This is a genomic window from Hypnocyclicus thermotrophus (genome assembly GCF_004365575.1).
Taxonomy (GTDB): domain Bacteria; phylum Fusobacteriota; class Fusobacteriia; order Fusobacteriales; family Fusobacteriaceae; genus Hypnocyclicus; species Hypnocyclicus thermotrophus.
Genome location: NZ_SOBG01000001.1, coordinates 427,759 through 448,681 on the forward strand (window position 1 = coordinate 427,759; position 20,923 = coordinate 448,681).

At 23.8% G+C, this 20,923-nt stretch carries 27 protein-coding genes; 6 read left to right on the forward strand and 21 right to left on the reverse strand.

Annotation, left to right across the window (positions count from 1 at the left end):
* Positions 1-103: 103 nt before the first annotated feature.
* Both EV215_RS01910 and EV215_RS01915 read right to left on the reverse strand, forming a co-directional pair.
* Positions 104-958, reverse strand: coding sequence for a patatin-like phospholipase family protein (locus EV215_RS01910; RefSeq protein ID WP_134112290.1), 855 nt, complete (start codon positions 956-958; stop codon positions 104-106).
* 39 nt (positions 959-997) lie between these two features.
* Positions 998-1,714, reverse strand: coding sequence for a DUF554 domain-containing protein (locus tag EV215_RS01915; protein ID WP_134112291.1), 717 nt, complete (start codon positions 1,712-1,714; stop codon positions 998-1,000).
* A gap of 124 nt (positions 1,715-1,838) precedes the next feature.
* Here EV215_RS01915 and EV215_RS01920 point away from each other — a divergent pair, with 124 nt between their 5' ends.
* Positions 1,839-2,744, forward strand: a complete 906-nt coding sequence (locus tag EV215_RS01920) for a diguanylate cyclase domain-containing protein (protein ID WP_166667317.1) — start codon at positions 1,839-1,841, stop codon at positions 2,742-2,744.
* Positions 2,745-2,774: 30 nt separating this feature from the next.
* Here EV215_RS01920 and EV215_RS01925 read toward each other — a convergent pair whose 3' ends face one another.
* From EV215_RS01925 to EV215_RS01945, 5 genes are all read right to left on the reverse strand, one after another.
* On the reverse strand, positions 2,775-3,395 hold the full coding sequence (locus EV215_RS01925) for a peptidylprolyl isomerase (RefSeq protein WP_371682579.1): 621 nt from the start codon (positions 3,393-3,395) through the stop codon (positions 2,775-2,777).
* A gap of 19 nt (positions 3,396-3,414) precedes the next feature.
* Positions 3,415-4,083, reverse strand: a complete 669-nt coding sequence (locus EV215_RS01930; protein WP_134112293.1) for a hypothetical protein — start codon at positions 4,081-4,083, stop codon at positions 3,415-3,417.
* A gap of 12 nt (positions 4,084-4,095) precedes the next feature.
* Positions 4,096-5,295 carry a BaiN/RdsA family NAD(P)/FAD-dependent oxidoreductase gene (locus EV215_RS01935; protein ID WP_134112294.1) on the reverse strand — a complete coding sequence of 400 codons (1,200 nt, stop codon included), beginning with the start codon at positions 5,293-5,295 and terminating at the stop codon, positions 4,096-4,098.
* A 63-nt stretch (positions 5,296-5,358) separates the two neighbouring features.
* On the reverse strand, positions 5,359-5,721 hold the full coding sequence (locus EV215_RS01940; protein WP_134112295.1) for a hypothetical protein: 363 nt from the start codon (positions 5,719-5,721) through the stop codon (positions 5,359-5,361).
* A gap of 28 nt (positions 5,722-5,749) precedes the next feature.
* Complete coding sequence (locus tag EV215_RS01945; protein WP_134112296.1) at positions 5,750-6,058, reverse strand: hypothetical protein; 309 nt, start codon at positions 6,056-6,058, stop codon at positions 5,750-5,752.
* Positions 6,059-6,203: 145 nt separating this feature from the next.
* Between EV215_RS01945 and EV215_RS01950 the strand changes: the two genes are divergently transcribed.
* Complete coding sequence (locus EV215_RS01950) at positions 6,204-7,817, forward strand: ABC-F family ATP-binding cassette domain-containing protein (RefSeq protein WP_134112297.1); 1,614 nt, start codon at positions 6,204-6,206, stop codon at positions 7,815-7,817.
* A 44-nt stretch (positions 7,818-7,861) separates the two neighbouring features.
* On the opposite strand, the gene msrA is transcribed toward EV215_RS01950, so the two are convergent.
* Positions 7,862-8,371 carry a peptide-methionine (S)-S-oxide reductase MsrA gene (msrA, locus tag EV215_RS01955; protein ID WP_134112298.1) on the reverse strand — a complete coding sequence of 170 codons (510 nt, stop codon included), beginning with the start codon at positions 8,369-8,371 and terminating at the stop codon, positions 7,862-7,864.
* A gap of 183 nt (positions 8,372-8,554) precedes the next feature.
* Complete coding sequence (locus EV215_RS01960; RefSeq protein ID WP_134112299.1) at positions 8,555-8,935, reverse strand: thioesterase family protein; 381 nt, start codon at positions 8,933-8,935, stop codon at positions 8,555-8,557.
* Between the two features lie 139 nt (positions 8,936-9,074).
* Here EV215_RS01960 and EV215_RS01965 point away from each other — a divergent pair, with 139 nt between their 5' ends.
* Entirely contained in the window at positions 9,075-9,380 is a 306-nt protein-coding gene (locus tag EV215_RS01965; protein WP_134112300.1) for a Dabb family protein, read from the forward strand.
* A gap of 162 nt (positions 9,381-9,542) precedes the next feature.
* The gene (locus EV215_RS01970; protein ID WP_134112301.1) at positions 9,543-9,749 is read left to right on the forward strand and encodes a winged helix-turn-helix domain-containing protein; all 207 of its coding nucleotides are present in this window, start codon (positions 9,543-9,545) and stop codon (positions 9,747-9,749) included.
* An 87-nt stretch (positions 9,750-9,836) separates the two neighbouring features.
* On the opposite strand, the gene EV215_RS01975 is transcribed toward EV215_RS01970, so the two are convergent.
* From EV215_RS01975 to EV215_RS02025, 11 genes are all read right to left on the reverse strand, one after another.
* Complete coding sequence (locus EV215_RS01975; RefSeq protein ID WP_134112302.1) at positions 9,837-10,175, reverse strand: P-II family nitrogen regulator; 339 nt, start codon at positions 10,173-10,175, stop codon at positions 9,837-9,839.
* A gap of 67 nt (positions 10,176-10,242) precedes the next feature.
* Positions 10,243-11,532, reverse strand: a complete 1,290-nt coding sequence (locus tag EV215_RS01980) for an ammonium transporter (protein ID WP_134112303.1) — start codon at positions 11,530-11,532, stop codon at positions 10,243-10,245.
* A gap of 247 nt (positions 11,533-11,779) precedes the next feature.
* Entirely contained in the window at positions 11,780-12,226 is a 447-nt protein-coding gene (locus tag EV215_RS01985) for a MarR family winged helix-turn-helix transcriptional regulator (RefSeq protein ID WP_134112304.1), read from the reverse strand.
* 60 nt (positions 12,227-12,286) lie between these two features.
* Positions 12,287-12,874 (reverse strand): CDP-alcohol phosphatidyltransferase family protein, encoded by a 588-nt coding sequence (locus EV215_RS01990; RefSeq protein ID WP_134112305.1) that lies wholly within the window; start codon positions 12,872-12,874, stop codon positions 12,287-12,289.
* Between the two features lie 50 nt (positions 12,875-12,924).
* Positions 12,925-13,899, reverse strand: a complete 975-nt coding sequence (locus EV215_RS01995; RefSeq protein ID WP_134112306.1) for an ABC transporter ATP-binding protein — start codon at positions 13,897-13,899, stop codon at positions 12,925-12,927.
* A gap of 55 nt (positions 13,900-13,954) precedes the next feature.
* Positions 13,955-14,722, reverse strand: a complete 768-nt coding sequence (locus EV215_RS02000) for an ABC transporter permease (RefSeq protein ID WP_134112307.1) — start codon at positions 14,720-14,722, stop codon at positions 13,955-13,957.
* A complete protein-coding gene (locus tag EV215_RS02005) occupies positions 14,722-15,600 on the reverse strand; it encodes an ABC transporter permease family protein (RefSeq protein WP_166667318.1) in 879 nt (292 codons plus the stop codon). Before EV215_RS02005 ends, EV215_RS02000 begins: the two co-directional genes overlap by 1 nt.
* A complete protein-coding gene (locus tag EV215_RS02010; RefSeq protein ID WP_134112309.1) occupies positions 15,578-16,783 on the reverse strand; it encodes an ABC transporter substrate-binding protein in 1,206 nt (401 codons plus the stop codon). Before EV215_RS02010 ends, EV215_RS02005 begins: the two co-directional genes overlap by 23 nt.
* On the reverse strand, positions 16,783-17,436 hold the full coding sequence (locus EV215_RS02015; RefSeq protein WP_371682576.1) for a TVP38/TMEM64 family protein: 654 nt from the start codon (positions 17,434-17,436) through the stop codon (positions 16,783-16,785). Before EV215_RS02015 ends, EV215_RS02010 begins: the two co-directional genes overlap by 1 nt.
* A gap of 9 nt (positions 17,437-17,445) precedes the next feature.
* Positions 17,446-17,883, reverse strand: coding sequence for a DUF1499 domain-containing protein (locus EV215_RS02020; protein WP_134112311.1), 438 nt, complete (start codon positions 17,881-17,883; stop codon positions 17,446-17,448).
* Between the two features lie 104 nt (positions 17,884-17,987).
* Positions 17,988-19,376, reverse strand: coding sequence for a dihydrolipoyl dehydrogenase family protein (locus EV215_RS02025; RefSeq protein WP_134112312.1), 1,389 nt, complete (start codon positions 19,374-19,376; stop codon positions 17,988-17,990).
* A gap of 214 nt (positions 19,377-19,590) precedes the next feature.
* On the opposite strand from EV215_RS02025, the gene EV215_RS02030 reads away from it, so the two are divergent.
* On the forward strand, positions 19,591-19,869 hold the full coding sequence (locus EV215_RS02030; RefSeq protein WP_134112313.1) for an HU family DNA-binding protein: 279 nt from the start codon (positions 19,591-19,593) through the stop codon (positions 19,867-19,869).
* 106 nt (positions 19,870-19,975) lie between these two features.
* A complete protein-coding gene (locus tag EV215_RS02035; RefSeq protein WP_134112314.1) occupies positions 19,976-20,722 on the forward strand; it encodes a PP2C family protein-serine/threonine phosphatase in 747 nt (248 codons plus the stop codon).
* Between the two features lie 3 nt (positions 20,723-20,725).
* Here EV215_RS02035 and EV215_RS10485 read toward each other — a convergent pair.
* Positions 20,726-20,923: hypothetical protein (locus EV215_RS10485; protein ID WP_208320313.1), on the reverse strand; the 198-nt coding region annotated here is incomplete at its 5' end.

Here is a 20,923-nt window from a genome sequence, read left to right on the forward strand (position 1 = left end):
ATATTTTTAATTAAAAACTTTCAACTTAAAATAAAATATCAACAGTTTTTTATATTTATTATCTGTAATCTTATGGTTTATTTTATAAAAAATATAAAATTTTTTATTCTATCTCGCAAAATTTTTTTATCTCATTTATTATCTCTTTCCCCTGAGTATATCCTAATTCAAATGCTTTTTTTAATTTTTCTTTATCTCTTTCTGTTCTAGCAATTGGAAGTTTTGATTTTGGTCGAATAATAAATGCTTTCCCATTTTCTTCTAATTTTTCAAGTTCTTTTATGGCATTATTATAATTTATATGTCTATTTTTCATTGTTTCTCTTAATTTTGGATAATCTTTATATATTATTTTTCCTAATGTTTGTAGTTTCATTTTACTTTTTACATATCCTTTTGGTTGAGTTAAAATCACTATTATTTTTTCACAACCATCATCTAAAGCTTTTTTATATGGTATAGGATCTGCAATTCCACCATCTAATAGCTCATATTCACCAAGTTTTACTATTTTAGAAACATATGGTAAACTTGTACTTGCTTTTAATGCTTCTGATAAAGAATATTTTTTAAAATTTTCTATATAATGTGCTTTTCCTGTCTTACAATCTGTTGCTGTTACTATAAATTTTTGTTTAGAATTATAAAAAGTATCAAAATCAAATGGATTTAATTTATTTGTTATCTCTTCAAAAATAAATTCCATTCCAAATAATTCACCTTTTTTTAGAAAATTTTTATAACTTATATATCTTTCATCATTTATATATTTATATGGAATTTCTATATTTCGTCCTTTTTGCTTTGAAATATAGTTTGCTCCATTGCAAGCACCCATAGATACACCAATAACATATGGAATTTCTATATTTTTTTCTAAAAAATAATCTAAAATTCCAGCAGAATATATTCCTCTAAATCCTCCACCTTCTAATATTAACCCTATTTTTTTTTTCATATTTTCCTCCTTACTTTAATCAAATTATATCTAATAAAATTAACTAAATATTTTATTTATAATAAATTTTATACTATTATTTACAATTGGAATATAATAAATCACTGGTATAATAAGAGCTGGTAATAAATTAAGAGTTTTTATTTTTACAGCTTTTAGTATATTTAATCCTGTTGTCATAATCAAAATTCCACCGATTATTGATATTTCATTTAACAATTCTAAAGAAACTGTTCCATTTAATATTTTTGCTATAAAATAAATACTTCCTTGCCAAATTAAAAGAATCGGTGCTGATAATATGATTGTTATCCCAAATGTAGAAGCTAACATAAGAGATGTAAAACCATCTAATACAGCATTTATAAATAATAATGTATGATTATTATTTAATGCACTTTCTATAGGCCCAAGTATTGACATAGTACCTACACAAAATAAAAGAACTGCTGTTACAAGTCCTTGAAGTGCGTTACTATCACCTTTATTATATTTATTATTAATGTTTTCTATTTTTTTATCAAGATTAATAAATTCACCTATAAGAGCTCCTATTACCATACTAAATACAAATAAAAGTGGTTCATTACTTTTTGTAATACTTTTTGATATCCATGCTATTCCTAAAGAAATAGCTATTAATCCTATACTATTTAATACATTATTTTGATATCTTTCTTTTAATCCCTTATTAAATATACTTCCTATTATACTTCCTATTATTATCGTTATTACATTTACTATTGTTCCTATCATAATTTTTTCCCCTTCTATTTTAATAATGTTTTAATTTAGTTTATCAAAAAAAACAGATAAATAAAAGGATTTATCTGTTTTTTTTGTATAATATTTTATGATTTCTCATAACGGAGGTAGTACAATGAATATAAATATTAAAAATTATAAAAATATATTAGACAATATTAGTGATGGTGTTTATTTTGTTGATAAAAATAGAAAAATATTATATTGGAATAATGCTGCAGAAAAAATTACTGGATTTACATATAATGATGTAATTAACTCATTTTGTTATCATAATATTTTAAGACATGTTGATAAAAGCGGGAATGAATTGTGTAGAAATGGATGTCCTTTATTAGAAAGTATGAAAACAGGAACTTTCATTCATGCAGATGTTTATATGCATCATAAATCTAGTTATTTACTTCCTATATCAATAAAAGTCTTTCCTTTAAAAAATGATAAAAATGAAATAATTGGTGCTATTGAAATTTTTAATAAACAAAAAAAAATAAATAATACAACTCCTTCTCCACTTGCTTTAAAAGAATTTTTAATGTATGATCCTCTTACAAATCTACCAAATGCAAAATATCTTTATAAAGTAATAAATTCTAAACTTAATGAGATAAAATCAATTAAACGAAATGTAGGCATTTTAATAATAGATATTGCTAATTTTACATCTATTATTAATAAACATGGTTCTGATATTGCTAATCAATTACTTAAAATAGTTGCTTTTACTTTAAAATCAAATATAAAAACTGGGGATATAATTGCTCATTGGAAAAATGATAAATTTGTTTTAATATTTAATTTAGAAAACAAAGAAGAATTAAATAAAATTGCTATAAGACTTAAAATGCTTTCTGAAAAAACATCTATTTTAATAGAAAACAAAAATATTTCGCTTAGTATTTCAATCGGTGGAACATATTTTTTAACTAATGATAATATTGAAAAACTTATTGATCGCCTTAACAATGCTTTAATTAAAAGTAAAAATGATAAATATAACAAAATAAGAATATTAGAATAAAAAAGCTATCGAAAATTTCGATAACTTTTTTTATTTTGACATAGCACTATTAAATTGTTCTACTACATCTTCCATATCTTTTAAAAATTCATCTAAATCGCCTGATATAATTACCTCATTCATTATATCTCCTTGAGATATTGAGTCTACTATTTTTTGTGTATCTTCATTTAATACTTCCCCAAAAATAGTATGTTTATAATTTAACCACTCTGTTGGTACATGTGTTATAAAAAATTGACTTCCATTTGTATTTGGTCCAGCATTTGCCATCGCTAATATTCCTGATTTATTAAATTCTATACCTTCAACAAATTCATCTCTAAAATTATATCCAGGACCTCCTGCTCCTGTTCCTGTTGGATCTCCACCTTGTATCATAAAATCAGCTATAACTCTATGAAATTTTAATCCATTATAATAACCTTTTGTTGCTAAATTTACAAAATTTGTTACTGTAATAGGTGCGATATTTGGAAATAATTTTAATTCAATATCTCCTTTATCAGTTTTAATTACTGCTTTTAAATTATACTCTTTGTTCAATTTAACCTCCTTAAAATCAATAAAATTTAATTTTTTTATTACTCTATATTTCAAAAATTTTGTAACTAAAAATATTGCTAACACTATTATAATTATAAAAATAATATTATTTTTAAATACCATTTTATTCATTATTCTCTCCATTCATTTTAAATTCATCTTTATATATTTTTTCTAATTCATTTTTTGAAATAGTTCCATACATTTCATAATACCATTTTTTTGCTAAAAACTCATTTAGTTTTTCAAGTCTTTTATTTATTTTAATTATTTTATTATTTAATTTATCTATTTTTTTTCCATTTTCTTTTACTTTTTCAAAATATTTTAATTCTTCATCTTGCTGTATTGCATCAGCTAATGCCTTTTCATATTCTTTTTGTTTTTCAAGTAATGGTTTTCCTAACTTTTCTATTTCAAAAAGTTTTTTATTAAGCTCTTTTTTTTCAAATTCAAATAATCTTTTTACAGCTATACTACCTGAATTTTTAGACATTTTTTCTCTTTTTTCTATTTCTTTTAATATATATTCTTTTGTTAATTTATTACTTTCTCTTATTTCTTCTATATTTTTTTCTATTTCATTGAAATTTTCTATATTTTCTATATCATTTTTTGAAATAGAATCAAAATATAAATATAATTTTTCAAATTTTGGTATAACCTCTTCATCTATTTTTTTTATATTTTCTATATCATTTAATTCTAAAAACCTTTTTTTATTTATATAAGCTTTTTCAAGAATTTTTAAACATATTTCTTTTACATATTTAATAAATTCCAACTTTTTCATTTATAACTCCTTTTATTTTTCTATTATATCTCTTGCTGCAGCTACTCCCATAGATATTGCTGCTTGAATATTATATCCTCCTGTATCTCCATCTATATCTATCACTTCACCTACAAAATACAAATTTTTTATTAATTTTGATTCAAGAGTATTTTTATCAAGTTCTTTTAATTCAATACCCCCTTTAGTTACCATTGCTTTCTCAAAACTATCTAATTTACTTACTTTAAATCTATAATTACAAAACATATCTAAGATTTTTTTTCTGTTTTCTTTTGATAAATCTGCTATTTTTGTATATTCAAGATCTAATATTTTTAATATTTTATTTATAAATCTTTCTGGAATATCATATTTTAATAATATTGTTTTAATTTTCTTTTTATTGTTTTGATTATCAATAAATTCATTTTCTAAAATTTCTCTATCTGTTTTAACAAAATTAAATTCTAAAAAATCATTCTTCTCTATATTTCTACTATTATTAATTATAATTGGGCCACTTAAATTTTTATGTGTAAATAATAAATCACCATATACTTTTTTATAAATTTTGTTTTTTTTAAGTATTTTCATTTCAATATTTTTAAATGATATTCCTGATAAATCAAAAAAAATATAATTATTTACAAATATCGGTGTCAGTGCTGGCACTATTTTGGTTATTTGATGTCCAAAGCTTTTTGCAAATTTATATCCATCACCTGTTGTTCCTATTTTTTTATAACTTTTTCCACCAGTCGCTACTATTACATATTTAGATTTATATTCCAATTTATCTGTTTTTACAATAAATTCATTTTCTAATTTTTTTATCTCTTTAACTAATTCTTTTACTCTATATTCACCTTTATATTCTTTTAATAATAAATTTATTACATCAATAGATTTAAAAGTTTCTGGAAAATATTTGCCATCTTCTCTTTTTATTAATTTTAATCCATTTTTATTAAAAAAATCTATTGTATCTTGTGGTGAAAATTTATATAAAACTCTTTTTAAAAATTTTCCATTTTCACCATATTTTTCTAAAAAATCCTTATAATTACCAGTATGAGTAATATTGCACTGACCACTTCCAGCTATAAAAAGTTTCCCACCTATTTTTTCATTTCTTTCTATTATCAGTACTTTTTTGTTATTTTTTGCTAACATAATCGCAGAAAATAATCCACTAGGACCAGACCCAATTACTATTATATCAAAATTCATTAATTCCTCCAAATATTAAACCTAAATTATTTTTTAAAAATACTTCCTTGTATTTCAAGGAAGTTATTTTATCAAATATTTTTTTTGATCTTTAATAATTTTTTCTATATCAATAGTTCTATTAAAATCTAATTGATATATATTAAAATCAAAAAAACCTTCTTCTGTTTGTGGTATAGATGTTTTAGGCCGCTTATACTTTGATATAAAATCATACAAAATAACAATAAAACTAATATCTCCATTACTATCTTCTACTTCTCTTATATCAATAATTCTATTTTTATTAATATTTAAAGCTATTTTTATTATTTCTTCAGCTTTTTCTATACCTAGTTCTTGTATTATTTTATTAAATGTATCCACTAATTTAAGAGCAAAAAGTGGTTTCATTCCACCCTTTGGATAAAATTTTACTATTGCCATATTATTACCTCTCTTATTTTTATTAACATTAACCTCTTGGCTCCCAATCTCCTCTATTTATTATAGCACCACTTGTTATTTCTTCTTCTTTTACATTAAATTTAGTTAATTCTTCTACTATTTCATCTAGTGTTATTCTTACTTTTGTTTTTTCAATATTATTTGGTGTTATTACAAAATCATATTCCTTATAATATTCATTATTTTCTATTGAATATATAATATCTTGACCACCTGTTCTATAATCTTTATTCCCTTTATACCAACCTACAGTTGTATCTAAATATATCTCTTTATTTTTATCTAAAGTTTCTTTAACTATATTTTTTATATTCATTCAAAACCCTCCTTAATTAAAAGCTGCAAAACATTTTATCATATTTAGTTAGTATTTTCAATATTGTTTACTTTTTATATTAATAATGATATAATGTGTCGGATAATATAATTATTAATAATTAATATAGATTTAGGAGGATAAAATGATAACAGTTAGTGGATTAGGACTTAGATTTGGAAGTCGTAAACTTTTTGAAGATGTAAATATTAAATTTACTCCTGGTAATTGCTATGGTGTAATTGGAGCAAATGGAGCCGGAAAGTCAACATTTTTAAAAATATTATCAGGTGAAATAGAATCAACAGAAGGCGAAGTAATTTTAGGACCTGGTAAAAGATTATCATTCTTAAAACAAGATCACTTTGCTTACGAAGAAGAACAAGTACTTGATGTTGTAATTATGGGACACAAAAGATTATATGAAATAATGCAAGAAAAAAATGCTATTTATGCTAAAACTGATTTTTCAGATGAAGACGGTATGAAAGCTGCCGAACTAGAAGGTGAATTTGCTGAATTAAATGGTTGGGAAGCTGAAATGGAAGCTGAAAAACTTTTATTAGGCCTTGGATTAGAAACTGATAAACATTATAAATATATGAAAGAATTAACAGAAGCTGACAAAGTAAAGGTTTTATTAGCTCAAGCTTTATTTGGACATCCAGATATTTTATTACTTGACGAACCTACAAATGGTCTTGATATCAAAGCTATTACTTGGTTAGAAAATTTCTTATTGGATTTTGATGCTACTGTTATTGTAGTCTCTCATGATAGACATTTTTTAAATAAAGTTTGTACTCATATAGCTGATATCGATTATGGTAAAGTGAAATTATATGTTGGAAACTATGATTTCTGGTATGAATCAAATCAACTTATGCAAGAACTTATTAGAAATAAAAATAAAAAACTTGAACAAAAAAGACAAGAATTACAAGAATTCATCGCTAGATTTAGTGCTAATGCTTCAAAATCAAAGCAAGCTACATCTAGAAAAAAACAGCTTGAAAAATTAAAACTTGAAGACATGCAAGTTTCAAATAGAAAATATCCATTTATAGAATTCAAGCCTGAAAGAGATGCTGGAAATAACATGCTATTTGTTGAAAATCTATCTAAAACTATAAATGGTGTAAAAGTTCTTGATAACATAAGTTTTACAATTAACACAGGTGATAAAGTTGTATTTTTATCAAGAAATGACTTAGTTACTTCTACTCTACTTGATATTTTAGCTGGAGAAATTGAGCCGGATAGCGGTAGTTTCACATGGGGAGTTACTACATCTCAAACATATTTACCTAGAGATAATTCAAAATATTTTGATTATGATGGTTCTATAATCGATTGGTTAAAACAATACTCTGATGACCAAACAGAGTCATATGTTAGAGGATTCTTAGGAAGAATGTTATTTTCTGGTGAAGAAGCCTCTAAAAAAGTTAAAGTTCTTTCTGGAGGAGAAAAAGTTAGATGTATGCTTTCTAGAATGATGCTTTCTAAAGCAAATGTTCTTTTACTTGACAATCCTACTGATCATTTGGACCTAGAATCTATTACATCATTAAATAAAGCATTAATAAAATTTAATGGTACTATTTTATTTTCTGCTCATGATCATGAATTTATTCATACTATAGCTAATAGAATAATAGAAATTACTCCAAATGGATTAGTTGATAAATTAATGGATTATGATGATTATATCGAAAACGAAGAAATCCAAACAAGATTAGAAGAATTGTATAAATAATCTAAGTAAAAGCCCAATTTTCTAAATAGAAAATTGGGCTTTTATTATACTGGTTCTTGATAATCTTTACTATTTTTTATTGAATTTAGGTTTATATGACAATAACCTGTAGGATTTTTTTCTAAATAGTTTTGATGATAATCTTCTGCCTCAAAAAAATTACTTTCTTTTAATATTTTAGTAGCTACTTTTTTATTAAAATTATTTTCAATCTCTTGTATCATTTTTCTTATAATATCATATTGCTCTTTATTATTATAAAAAATAGCAGTTGCATATTGCGGGCCTACATCTCCACCTTGCCTATCAATAGAAAAAGGATCTATTATATCAAAATAATGTCTTAATATTTTTTCTAAATTAATTATTTTTCTATCATATTCAATATATACAGCTTCTAAATGTCCTGTTTTTCCACTGCACACCTCTTCATAAGTTGGATTTTTTTTATTTCCACCTGCATATCCTACTTTTGTTTTAATTACACCTTTTAATCTTTTAAAATATGCTTCTACTCCCCAAAAACATCCACCCGCTAATATTATTTTCTCCATAAAATCACTTTACTTTCTTCTTAAAATTTTTTCTTCTACTATTATAGCTTCTTCTATATATTCTTTATCTTTTTTACCTAAAAAATTCTTTATTATAGTTAATATTATTTTTAATACTTTCATTATTATCACCTCTCTATATTATAGTTACTTTTATTATAAAATTACAATATTAGAGATTTCTTAAAATTTCTTTAATTTATTAATAAACTTTTCTCTGCTTACTATAAACCTTTCATGTATACCCTTTCCTATTTCGCCTCTATCAGAAGTAACTAGTACTTCAAATGTAAGTTTTCTTCCATCAATATTTGTTAATTTAGCTTCGCCTTTTATTTTTTCTCCTATTAAATTTGCTTGCAAATGTTTTATATTTATAGATATCCCTACTGTTGTATCATTTTCATTTATATATTTTTTCACACAATTCATAGCACAATTTTCCATAAATGCTATAAGTGAAGGTGTTGAGAATACTTCTAAATCACCACTCTCTACGTATTTAGCACTTTCATTTTCTTTTATTATTTTTTCTTTAGTATACTTCAATCCAATTTCTAACATCTTAACCTCCTGTATTGTTCATTTTTAAAATAATTTTATTAAATATTTTTAAAAAAGTCAAATTTTATTCTTTTTTTTAATTTAAAAATTTAATAAAATATAGTATAATAATGTATATATTTAAAAAGGGGTGTGGATAATGATAAGACATGTTGTAATGTGGGTATTAAAAAAAAATGCTAGAGGAAATACAAAAGATGAAAATGCATTTATTTTAAAAGCTGAACTAGAAAATTTAAAAAATGAAATTCCAGAAATAATAAAATTAGAAGTTGGTATAAATAATGATGAATATTCAAGTAAAAATTTTGATGTTGTTTTAATTACTGAATTTAAATCTTTTGAAGATTTAGATAAATATAAACATCATCCAAAACATGTAGAAATAATAGATTTAGTAAAAGAAATCGTTGAAAATAGAGCCTGCGTAGATTATACATTTTAATTTTTTTCAAATTTTATTTTAAAAAGGAGTTTTTTTCCACTCCTTATTTTTTTTGTAAAAAAAAATTTGACAAATTCTGTATTCTGTTTTAATATTTTTATGGAAATATAATAACTACTTTATTTTAGGAAAAAATATAAAATTAAAAGTAGAGGTGGTAAAATGAAATTTTCAAATGAAAAAATTGGAAAAAATGCAGGCAAAGTTTGGAATCACTTAAACACAAATCCTAATATATCTTTTAGTAAGCTTCAAAATGATTTAAAACTTACTAAAGATGAATTATTGCTCACTATTGGATGGTTATTTAGAGAAGAAAAGCTAATTGTTGAAAAATCTAGTAGAGGGTTTAATTTTTTATTAAAATAACGAAAAACAGTTGGAAATCCAGCTGTTTTTTAGTTAAAATATAAAATAAAAAAAGCTATAATATTTAAATATTATAGCTTTTTTATTTTATAAAATATTATCTCCAATTTCACCTGTTCTTATTTTTATAGCTTCTTCAACTGAGGTTATAAAAATTTTCCCATCACCTATTTCTCCTGTATATGCAGATTCCTTTATTGTTTTAACAACTTTTTCTACCATATTATCAGATATAAATAATTCTAATTTTATTTTTGGTAAAAAATGTACTTCATATTCTGCACCTCTAAATATTTCCTTATATCCTTTTTGTTTACCAAATCCTTTTACTTCAGATATTGTCATTCCTGTTACTCCTATTTCTATTAAACTATCTCTAAGAATACTTAATTTTATAGGTTTTACTATAGCTTCTATTTTTTTCATTTTTATTCCTCCTCAAAATATATTATTTATTTTGAATCAATTTTATTAAAATATTACCATTAAATTTTTATATTTCATAAATAGATGAACTAGTTTGAAATTCTGGATAAGCATCTGCTTCATGTTCGCCTATATCAAGACCTTTTAATTCCTCTTCTTTGCTTACTCTTATTCCAAATATTATTTTTATTACGTTAAACATAATAAGTGATGTAACAAATGCAAATATAAACATTGCTAATACTCCTAAAATTTGCACTCCTATTGTTTGAGGATTAAATAAATTTCCATTATCAAATATTCCAGCTGCAATTGTTCCCCATGCTCCATTAACTCCATGTACCGATACTGCACCTACAGGATCATCTATTTTTAAATTATCGATAAATCCAATAGAATATACTACTAAAATTCCAGCTAATATTCCTATTATTACTGCCGACCATGGAGCTACATTTGCACATCCTGCAGTAATTGCTACAAGACCAGCTAATGCTCCATTTAAAGTCATACCTATATCATAAGTTTTAAATTTTATTATTGATACAATAAGAGCTGATATACTTGCTGCTGCTGCTGCTAAAAGTGTATTCGCTGCTATTAATCCGATTTCTTTTGTTCCTGTAGTAGTAGACCCTGAATTAAATCCAAACCAACCAAACCATAATATGAATACTCCAAGAGATGCTAATGTAAGAGAATGTCCTGGTATAGCTTTTACCTCTCCGTTTTTACCAAATTTGCCTATTCTAGGTCCTACTGTCATAGCTCCTGCTAACGCTGCCCATCCACCAAGCGAATGAACCACTGTTGAACCCGCAAAATCTATAAATCCTAAATTTTCAAGCCATCCAGTTGCTTGTCCATATAAACCAGCCCATGCCCAATGACCAAATATAGGATAAATAAATGCTGTTAATAAAAAACTTGCTATTAAATATGAACCAAATTTTGTTCTTTCTGCTAAAGCACCTGATACTATTGTAGCCGCAGTTGCTGCAAAAACTCCTTGAAATACAAAGAATGTCCAATCCCATCCAACCAAACCATTAGCAAAGAAATTTGTCATTCCTATAAAACTCCCCTTACCAAACATAAAAGCAAATCCTACTGCCCAAAATGCTAATATTCCCATAGAAAAATCCATTACATTTTTCATAATAATATTTCCTGCATTTTTAGCTCTTGTAAAGCCTGTTTCTACCATTGCAAATCCTGCTTGCATAAAAAATACCATTGCTGCGGCAATTAAGGTCCAAGTCCAGTTAAGATTTGTTTGAACTTCATCACCTGTTGCTGCCATTATCCCTGTTGTTAACAAAATAAATAATAATATCCCCAAATTTTTTTTCTTCATTTTCTTCTCCTCCTTTTATCATTAATAAAATATATATATATGTTTTTTTATAGAAATTTAATTTATAAACTCTATATCAATACTATTTTTCTCTTCTTGAGGTTATTTTACACATTTTTTTATATTTAATCAAATATATGTAAATACTAATTATAATTAATTATTTTTATGTGTAGAATTATAATTAATTATAAACAAAAAAAGACTCTTATTTAAAGAGTCTTTTTTTGTTTATAATCCTATAAATTTAATTTTGATATTTTCCTAATTTTTTTAGTAATTCTTTTAATAATTCTTTTTCTTCATTTCCCAAAACATCAAATATTTTTTCTAAATTTTTTAAATGTTTATCAAATATTTTTTCAATAACTTCCTTCCCTTTCAATGTAAGAGAAATCAAAAAAGCTCTTCTATCACGGGGATCTTTCTTTTTTTCAATTAAATTTTGTTTTACTAAATTATCTATTATTACAGTCATAGTTCCACCTGTAGAAAAAGTTTTATTGATTATATCTTTTATTCTACTATCCCCCTTATGATATAAAAATTCTAAAACATAAAATTGCGATTCTGTAATTCCTTTTTCTTTAAATATCGGATAAATATTTCTATTAACAGATTGTGTACATCTATTAAGTATTAAAAAAAGTTTCAAATTTAAACTATTTTCTTTTCCATAATTTTTCTTTTCCATAATTTTATTATACAATTTATATTGATTTTTATCAATTTAATTTTATTACTATACTAAATTTTACTTTGTTAATATTTTATGCGCTTCTTTAAATCTTTGAAATGCAGTATAAATAATTGCTATAAAAAACATCATTGTTATAATTATTAGATATTTTTGAAATAATATCATAAAAGTAAAAAATATAAATCCTTCTGTTCTTTCTGCAAGCCCTGGCTGATAATAAAATGATTTTTCTCCTTTTTTATTTGCAACTGCTCCTACGCTTAAAAATATTGTCATTGTTATCACTATACTAGATGTAAGTAAAAGCAAAGAAAAAGTAGCATTACTATTTTTTATTGCTAAAGTTATTATCATTCCTATTTCCACTAATCTATCAAATACTATATCCATTATAGTCCCAAATTGAGACGAAGTCTTTGTTTTCCTAGCGATAGTCCCATCAACAGCATCTAAAGCTCCGGATATCCATAATATTATTACTGCTATTAAATTAAAATCTGTTAATATAAATATATTTATAGTCAATCCTAAAATAAAAGCAAATATTGTTACTTGATTTGCAGAAATATTATTTTTTATTAATAAATCCGCTATTAAATTGAAAAATGGTTGAATAAATTTTCTTGCTCTTGTATCTAACATTTTATGCCTCCTTATTGATATCTTTTTAAATATCTAAATCACAATTTTTTTCATATATAATAAACTTCATCCATTTTTATATCAAATTTTATTTTACCTCTTAATTTATATCTGTTAATATTTTCAATTGAATCACAATAATATATTTTACCATTTTCAAATCTTATTATTAATTCACATATATTTTTATAATAATTAATCCCTTCAATATTTCCTATTATTTTACCATTTTTCTTTATAATAATATCTTTATCTTTTATAATTATTTTTTGATTTTTATCAATTTTATAATAATTTTCAAAAATTTTACTATCAAATATATTTTTCATTCCTAAAAATTTAGCTACCTTTTCATTTTTTGGTTTTTTATAAAGTTTTAATGGCTTATCTGTTTGTAATATATCGCCATCTTCAATAAGTATTATTCTATCTGATAATTTAAATGCTTCATCTTGGTCATGAGTAACAAATATTGTAGTTACTTTATTTTCTTTATGAATATTTTTTATTAAATCTTGCATTTCAAGTCTTAAATTTTCATCAAGTGCTGAAAAAGGCTCATCCATTAATAAAATTTCTGGTTCTATTGCTAATGCTCTAGCTATTGCTACTCTTTGTTTTTGTCCACCACTAAGCTCATGTGGATATTTTTTATTAAAATTTTTTAACCCTAATTTTTCTAATAAATTATCTACTTTCTTTTTTATAATTTCTTTTTTTTCTTTTCTCATTTTTAATCCAAATCCAATATTTTTTTCAATATTTAAATGAGGAAAAAGATAATCTTCTTGAAATATCATAGCTAGTTTTTTTTCTAATAAATTATAATTATTTATATTTTTATTTTTAAATAATACTTCTCCTTTATAATTTTTATCTATTCCTGAAATAATATTTAAAATCGTTGATTTCCCTGAACCAGATTTTCCCAAAAGAGATATAAACTCTCCTTTTTTTACTTCAAAATTTATATTTTTTAATTTAAAATCATCATACTCTTTTGTAATATTTTTTAGTTTTATCATGTTTAACCTCTTTTTATATTAATTATTTAAAATTATAAATTAATTCAATTATATTTTATTTTTTATACAATTTTCCAAAAATTTTTTCTATAAATATTACAGATATTATATTTAAAACTATAAAAATTATTACATATACAGCTCCAATAGCTCTATTTCCTCCTACAATATATGGAAAAGTAATAAGTGGTAATGTAATTATTTTCCCACCACCTATTATATATGTAAGTATATAGTTGCTAAATGAAATTAATAAACTTAATATTATTCCACTAAGTATAGAAGGCATAAGCATAGGTAACGTGATTAATAAATATTTTTTTAATGATGATGCCCCATATAATATAGCTACTTTTTCATAATTAAAGTCAAAATTTTTATAACCTAATATAAGAGTTCTTAGCATATATGGAAAAGTTGGAATAATATGTATTAATATAACTCCAATAAAATTTTCTACTAAATTTAGTTTTATAAAAATAAAATGTATCCCCATCACTGAAATTATTGGTGGAATAATAATTGGTGCAAACATAGAGTGTTCAAAAAATTTTCTACCTTTAAATTTATCTTTTACAAGTGCATTTGCTGCAGGCAAACCTATTATTAAATTTATTAAAGATACAATTATCGCTATTATCAGACTATAAAATATAGCTTTATATGTAATAGGCTGTTTAAAAACATATTTCCACCATTTAAGAGAAAGATTACTTGGAAAAATATTAGGATATTTCCAAGTATTTGAAAATGAATATAAAACAAGTGGTATATATGGAAAAATAAATATTAATCCGATTAGTAAAATTATAAATAAAAGCATTATATCTCCTCATAATTTTTTTTTAATATTTTATATGAAATAATTCCTAAACTTATTGTTATTAAAACTATTATTATATTTATGCTCATTACTTCACTTTGTGTATTAATAAAATCCTTTGAATGCATATCATATGTCATTACTGATAACATTTTAGGATATGTAAGTCCAAGCATATAAGGAATTTCAAACGCACTAAAAATAAATGCTAACAAAATAAACGCACTATTAAAAAGTGTTGGAATTAAAAGTGGTATAATAATATAAATAAAAAATTTAAAATTATTAGCTCCGTATAATTTACCTACTTTTATCCATTTATCAATTATTTTATCAAGAATAGGATAAGTCATAAGCAATACAAAAGGAAGAGTTTTCCAAATATATGTAAGAATAATTCCTATTCCATGAGAATCGTTAATTAAAATTGGAAATTCTTCAAAATTTAAAATTACTCCTGCTTTATAAAATATTTTAGATAAAAATCCTGTTTGAGCAAGAGTTATTATACTTATATAACTACCTATAAGATACGGCACTAGCATTGGTACTAAATATAACTTTTGAAGTTTATCACTTAATTTAAAATATTTTAATTTCAATAAGAATAATAAATATAAAATAATAATAGCAAATAATATTACAAACCCTACACTGAGTAAAGATATTTTTATACTAAGAAACAGAGAGTCTAAAAACTCTCTATTTCTAAAAACTTTTATATAATTTTCAAATGTAAATTTTGATTTCTTATTAATTAAAAAAAATCCAAAACTTTGTAAAACTCCTAAAAATATTCCATACCAAAATAATAAAAAAATTGTTAAAAATGCTGGCAATATTTTTATATATGGTTTAATTTTTTGCAACATTTTCATACCACTCTTTTTCTATTATCTCTACATATTTTGATTTTATTTCTGGAATTCTATTTTTTGATAATACATCAAATGATATACTAGCATCTCCTATATCAATTTTATCAAATTTTTCTTTTTGCATAGTAGTTAATTTTGTAAAATCAAGAACATTTCCATCTCCCCAATTATTTGGGATTTGTTTTTGATATTGTGCATCAAATGATATTAAAAAATTTATCGTCATAAGAGCTGCAGCTTTATTTTTTGCATTAAATGGTATACTTAAATAATGATTATTAAATATTGTCCCATTTTCAAATAAAAAAGTTTTAGTGGCTTTCGTAAAGCTACCATTTTTTATTCTACTTTCTACAAATAATGGTGCATAATCCATTGTAAAATATATTTCTTGCATTGAATATAGTTCATGCATTTTACCACTACTTTCAGGATAAGTTTTTCCTTCTCTCCATAAATATGGTTTTATTTCATTTAAATAGCTCCATAATGGCTTTAGTAATTTTTTTATTTGACTTTCTTCTAAATCCTCATTTACCAATCTAAAATACGCCTCTTTATCAATACTAGAAAATAATTGTCTTAAAAATACACTTCCTATAAAATCACTACTTTGTGGATAAGTAAATTTCCCACGATATTTTTTTACAATTTCTTTTAATTCAACATGATTTTTAGGATAAGTTACTTTTTCACTATCATATGCGAAAACAAATTGAGCAGTTCCCCACGGCGCTTCTAAATAATTAATTGGTTCCCCAAAGTCAGACTGTATAGTTTTTTCGTCTACATAGTTTAAATTTGGTAAAATTTTAGCAAATTCTCCCCATAAAAGTCCATTTTCTTTTGCAAATTTAAAATTTTCTCCATTTATCCATATAATATCTACACTTCCATCTTTTTTATTTGCAATTTTTTCAGTCAAAAGTTTATTCATAATTACTTTTATATCATCTACGGGTACTCTATTTATAGTAATATCTTGTTTTTTAAGATTTTTCCCGACATATTTATCAATATAATCGTTTATTACTTCACTTCCTCCCCATGCATATATATTTACCACTGTTCCTTTAGATTTTTTTTGTATATTTTCCCAACTCTCATTTAAAGTTACATCATTACTTTTCTTGTTACATCCAATAAGTATTATAAACAATAAAAATATAATTGTTTTTTTCATTAAACCTCTCCCTTTTTAACAAATAATTTTGGAATAAACGATAAGATTACAAAAATTATTGCTGCTACTGCAATTAAGATAATATTTTTTTTTGATATTCCTTCTCCACTTGCTATTGCTCCAGAAGATAGTACATATACTGCAGAACCAGGAATAATCAATATACTAGAAAGTATAGCATACATTACAAACTTTATATTTGTAAGTCCATATATATAATTTTGCAAATTAAATGGAAATATCGGTACAAGCCTAGTAATTAACAATATTCTCCATCCATTTTTTTTGACACCTTCTTCTATTTTTTGAAATGTATCATTATCTTTAACTTTATTATATATAGTATCACGTATAAAATATCTTGCAAGTAAAAAAGCTAATGAAAGTCCTATACTAGCACCTAGTACCACATATACAAGTCCTAGTATTGGTCCAAAGATTATTCCTCCAATAAGTGTAAAAGGCGTTCCAGGAAGAAATAACACCGTTGCTAGTGCATATATAATAATAAATACTATTGGTGCTACTATACCAAAGTTATTTATCCAATTTTTAAAATCTTCAATATTTTTTACTTTTTCAAATATATTTAATTTATATAGTAAATATATCAATATCACTAAAAGTGTACCAATTAATATTTTCTTTTTCAAATTTTTCACCTACCTATAGTATCTTTTTTTTATTTCTTCATATCTTTCTCTATTTTTACCCATATCTGAATATCCAACTCTTGAAGCTGATTTAAAATGAATAACTTTCTCATTTTCATCAAAATAAAATTCTACATCATCTTTAAATTTTAAACCGCTTGTTTTAAAAACAACATGGATATAATTTTTATCTTTTCTTTCAATTTTAGCATTTTCATAACTATTTAATACCTCTAATATTTTTACATAACTCTTTTCTTTATTCTCAATGAATTTTAATGGCTCTACATATTTTTCTTTTATATCTGTTTGACTCGATATATTATTTGGTGATTTTTTTAATTCATAAAATTTTCCATTTATTACACCTATATTTTTAGGTTCAACGTTATTTTTTATTGTCATACCTCCAACTAATATTATAAATACTGCTACTACTGCATTCATAAACTTTCCTCCTAATATTTTTAATAAAATAAAGCTTATATATTCTATAATAAACTTTTTTTAATATATATTTTTATCTATACTAATTTATATATCTATACCTTTTATTTTTTAAAATTCATAAAAAATTTTACTATTGGATTTTCTAAAATATTATCTACTGCTACTTTCTTGGATATTTTATTTAATACTTCAGAATAAGTAGGATAAGGGTGTATTACATTAACAAGTTTTGCATAATTTATTTTCAACGTTTTTAAGACTTGAATTTCTGATATTATCTCTCCTGCTCTTTCTCCTATAATTGTAGCACCTAATACATATCCTTTTTTATCTAAAAAAAGTTTAACTTTCCCAATATCACCTTTTTTAGTCATGGCTCTATCAATATTTTTAAAATCAAACTGATATTCTCTATATTTTATATTTTGCTTTTTTATTTCTTCTAAGCTCATTCCAGCTGTAGCAAGTTCTGGTGAAGTAAAAGTTGTCCATGCTACATGACTATAATTAATATTTTGTTTTATTGGAAGTACAATATTTTTAGCAGCCAAAATTCCTTGTACATTCGCCATATGTGAAAATTGATAAGGCCCCACTACATCTCCAACAGCATATATATTTTTTATAGTTGTTTGTAATTTTTTATTTACAACTATTCCTCTTCTTGTAGTTTCAACTCCTATTTCTTCAATACCTAGATCTTCAATATTTGCTTTTCTTCCAACTGCTACCAATAAAGCTTCTCCTTCTAATTCAAATTGTTTATCCATATTTTTTACAGTTAATATTTTTTTATTATGTTTTTCAATTACTTTTATAGCTTCTGTTTTTTCATAAATTTTTACTCCTTCATTCTCTAATTCCTTTTTAATTATTTGAGCAAATTCTCTATCTTCTTTTATAAGTATACTTTCCATCATTTCTACAAGTTGTACTTTTACTCCAATTCTATTTAAAGCTTGTGCCATCTCTATTCCTATCGCTCCTCCACCCAAAATAATAATTGATTTTGGTAATTTTTCAAGATAAAATAAAGTTTCATTTGTTAAATAATCAACTTTTTCTATCCCTTCAATTGGCGGTATAAAAGGTGATGAGCCTGTTGAAATCACAATATTTTTTGTTTTATACTCTTTTCCATTTACAATTACGCTATTTTTATCTTTTATTTTAGCTTTTCCATTTAAATAATTGATACCATCGTTAATTAATTTTTCAGGAGTTTCATGAGAATATACATTTAAAATTACCCTCTGTATATTTTTTAATACTTCTTTTGTATCTATTTGAAAATCTTCATTATATTTTTTTACTGTATAAATATCTTTCGCAATATTAATAAGTGCTTTACTCGGAACACATCCACTCCAAGTACATTCACCACCTGGTTTATATTTTTCAATCAATAAAACTTTTTTTCCAAATCCAATAGCAGTATATGCAACTGAAAGCCCCGCTGCTCCACTACCGATAATTATAACATCATACATATTATTTCCTCCTATTTTCTTTATTTTAGTGTATCATAAAAATAAATTGTATGCAATATAATTTTATGATATACGTTTTTTTTTTATTTACTTTATTATTCTTAATAATATTTTAAAAACCTTTTTTTATTTTTTTCAAAAAAAACTTGCATTTAAAGGGCAAAATAAGGTATATTAGTTGTAGTGAAGCATATAATAAAATAGGAGGTAAATAATGAATAAAAAAGAATTCGTAGCTTTGTTTGCTGAAAAAGGAAATTTTGAATCTAAAGCTGAAGCTGAAAGAAAATTAGATGTCCTTTTAAAAACTATCGAAGAATCTTTAGTAAATGGAGACGAAATTAATTTTGTAGGATGGGGAAAATTTGAGGTTCAAGAAAAACCTGCAAGAAAAGGTAGAAATCCTCAAACAGGAGAAGAAATTGAAATTCCTGCTAAAAAAGTTGTTAAATTTAAACCTGGTAAAAAATTAGCTGATAAAGTTAATAAATAATTTTTTATAAAAAACTGCCTTAGGCAGTTTTTTTTATTTTTTAAAGGATTTTTATTTTTTTTCAGTATTATATTATAGTAATATATTTTTATTGAGGTGGGATTATATGATAATTTATTATTATACAAATAAAGGGAAGAGATCAAATAATGAGGATTCTTTACTTATTAAGGATATTGTCATAAATAACAATATGAAAAAATACGAAAAACTTGTTTTTAATGATAATAAGGGAAAGTTTTTTATAAGCGATGGACTCGGAGGAGAAGAAGCAGGCGAGATAGCAAGTCAAACCATTCTTAATGAATTAATAAATTCTTCTAATCTTGATTCTATAGATAATATTCATAATGAAATTAATAATATAAAATCAATACTTGATGACTATAGTATAAAACATAATAATCTTGTATTTGGAGCTACTTTAGGTGGAATATCTTTAGGAGAAAAATCATTTATAATCAATATAGGGGATACTCGTGTTTATAAAATATCAAATGTTGATACTAAACAATTATCTATTGATCATACATTAATAATGAAATATGTAGAAAATGGACATGTACCTAAGTCTAATATACGGTTTAATCCAATGAGAAATCTTATTGTATCTTCTATTTCTGGCGGTTTTGAAAATTCTATTACTAAAACAAATATAAAAAAATTAAATTATACTAAAAATGATATCTTTCTTATTTGTAGTGATGGTGTCTGGGAACTTTTTGATGATGAGGAAATATATAATGTTTTTCTAAATTATTCATTAGAAAATGGATTAGATTTATTTTTTCAAAAATTGATTAATAATTGTAAAGATAATATTTCATTTATAATAATAAAAATAGAAGAGTAAAATTTACTCTTCTATATCTGTTAAAGTATCATAAAACTTTGTATAATCTTTTCTTTCTTCTTTTACAAAATTTATTGCTGCTCTTGGGTGTTCATTTAATTGTCCCGTTAGCATATACGCTGTGTTATATCCCCATTTTAACTTTTCCTTCATTTCTGCTTCTTCTTCTTCTATAAATCTTAATAATGGCTCTATTTTATA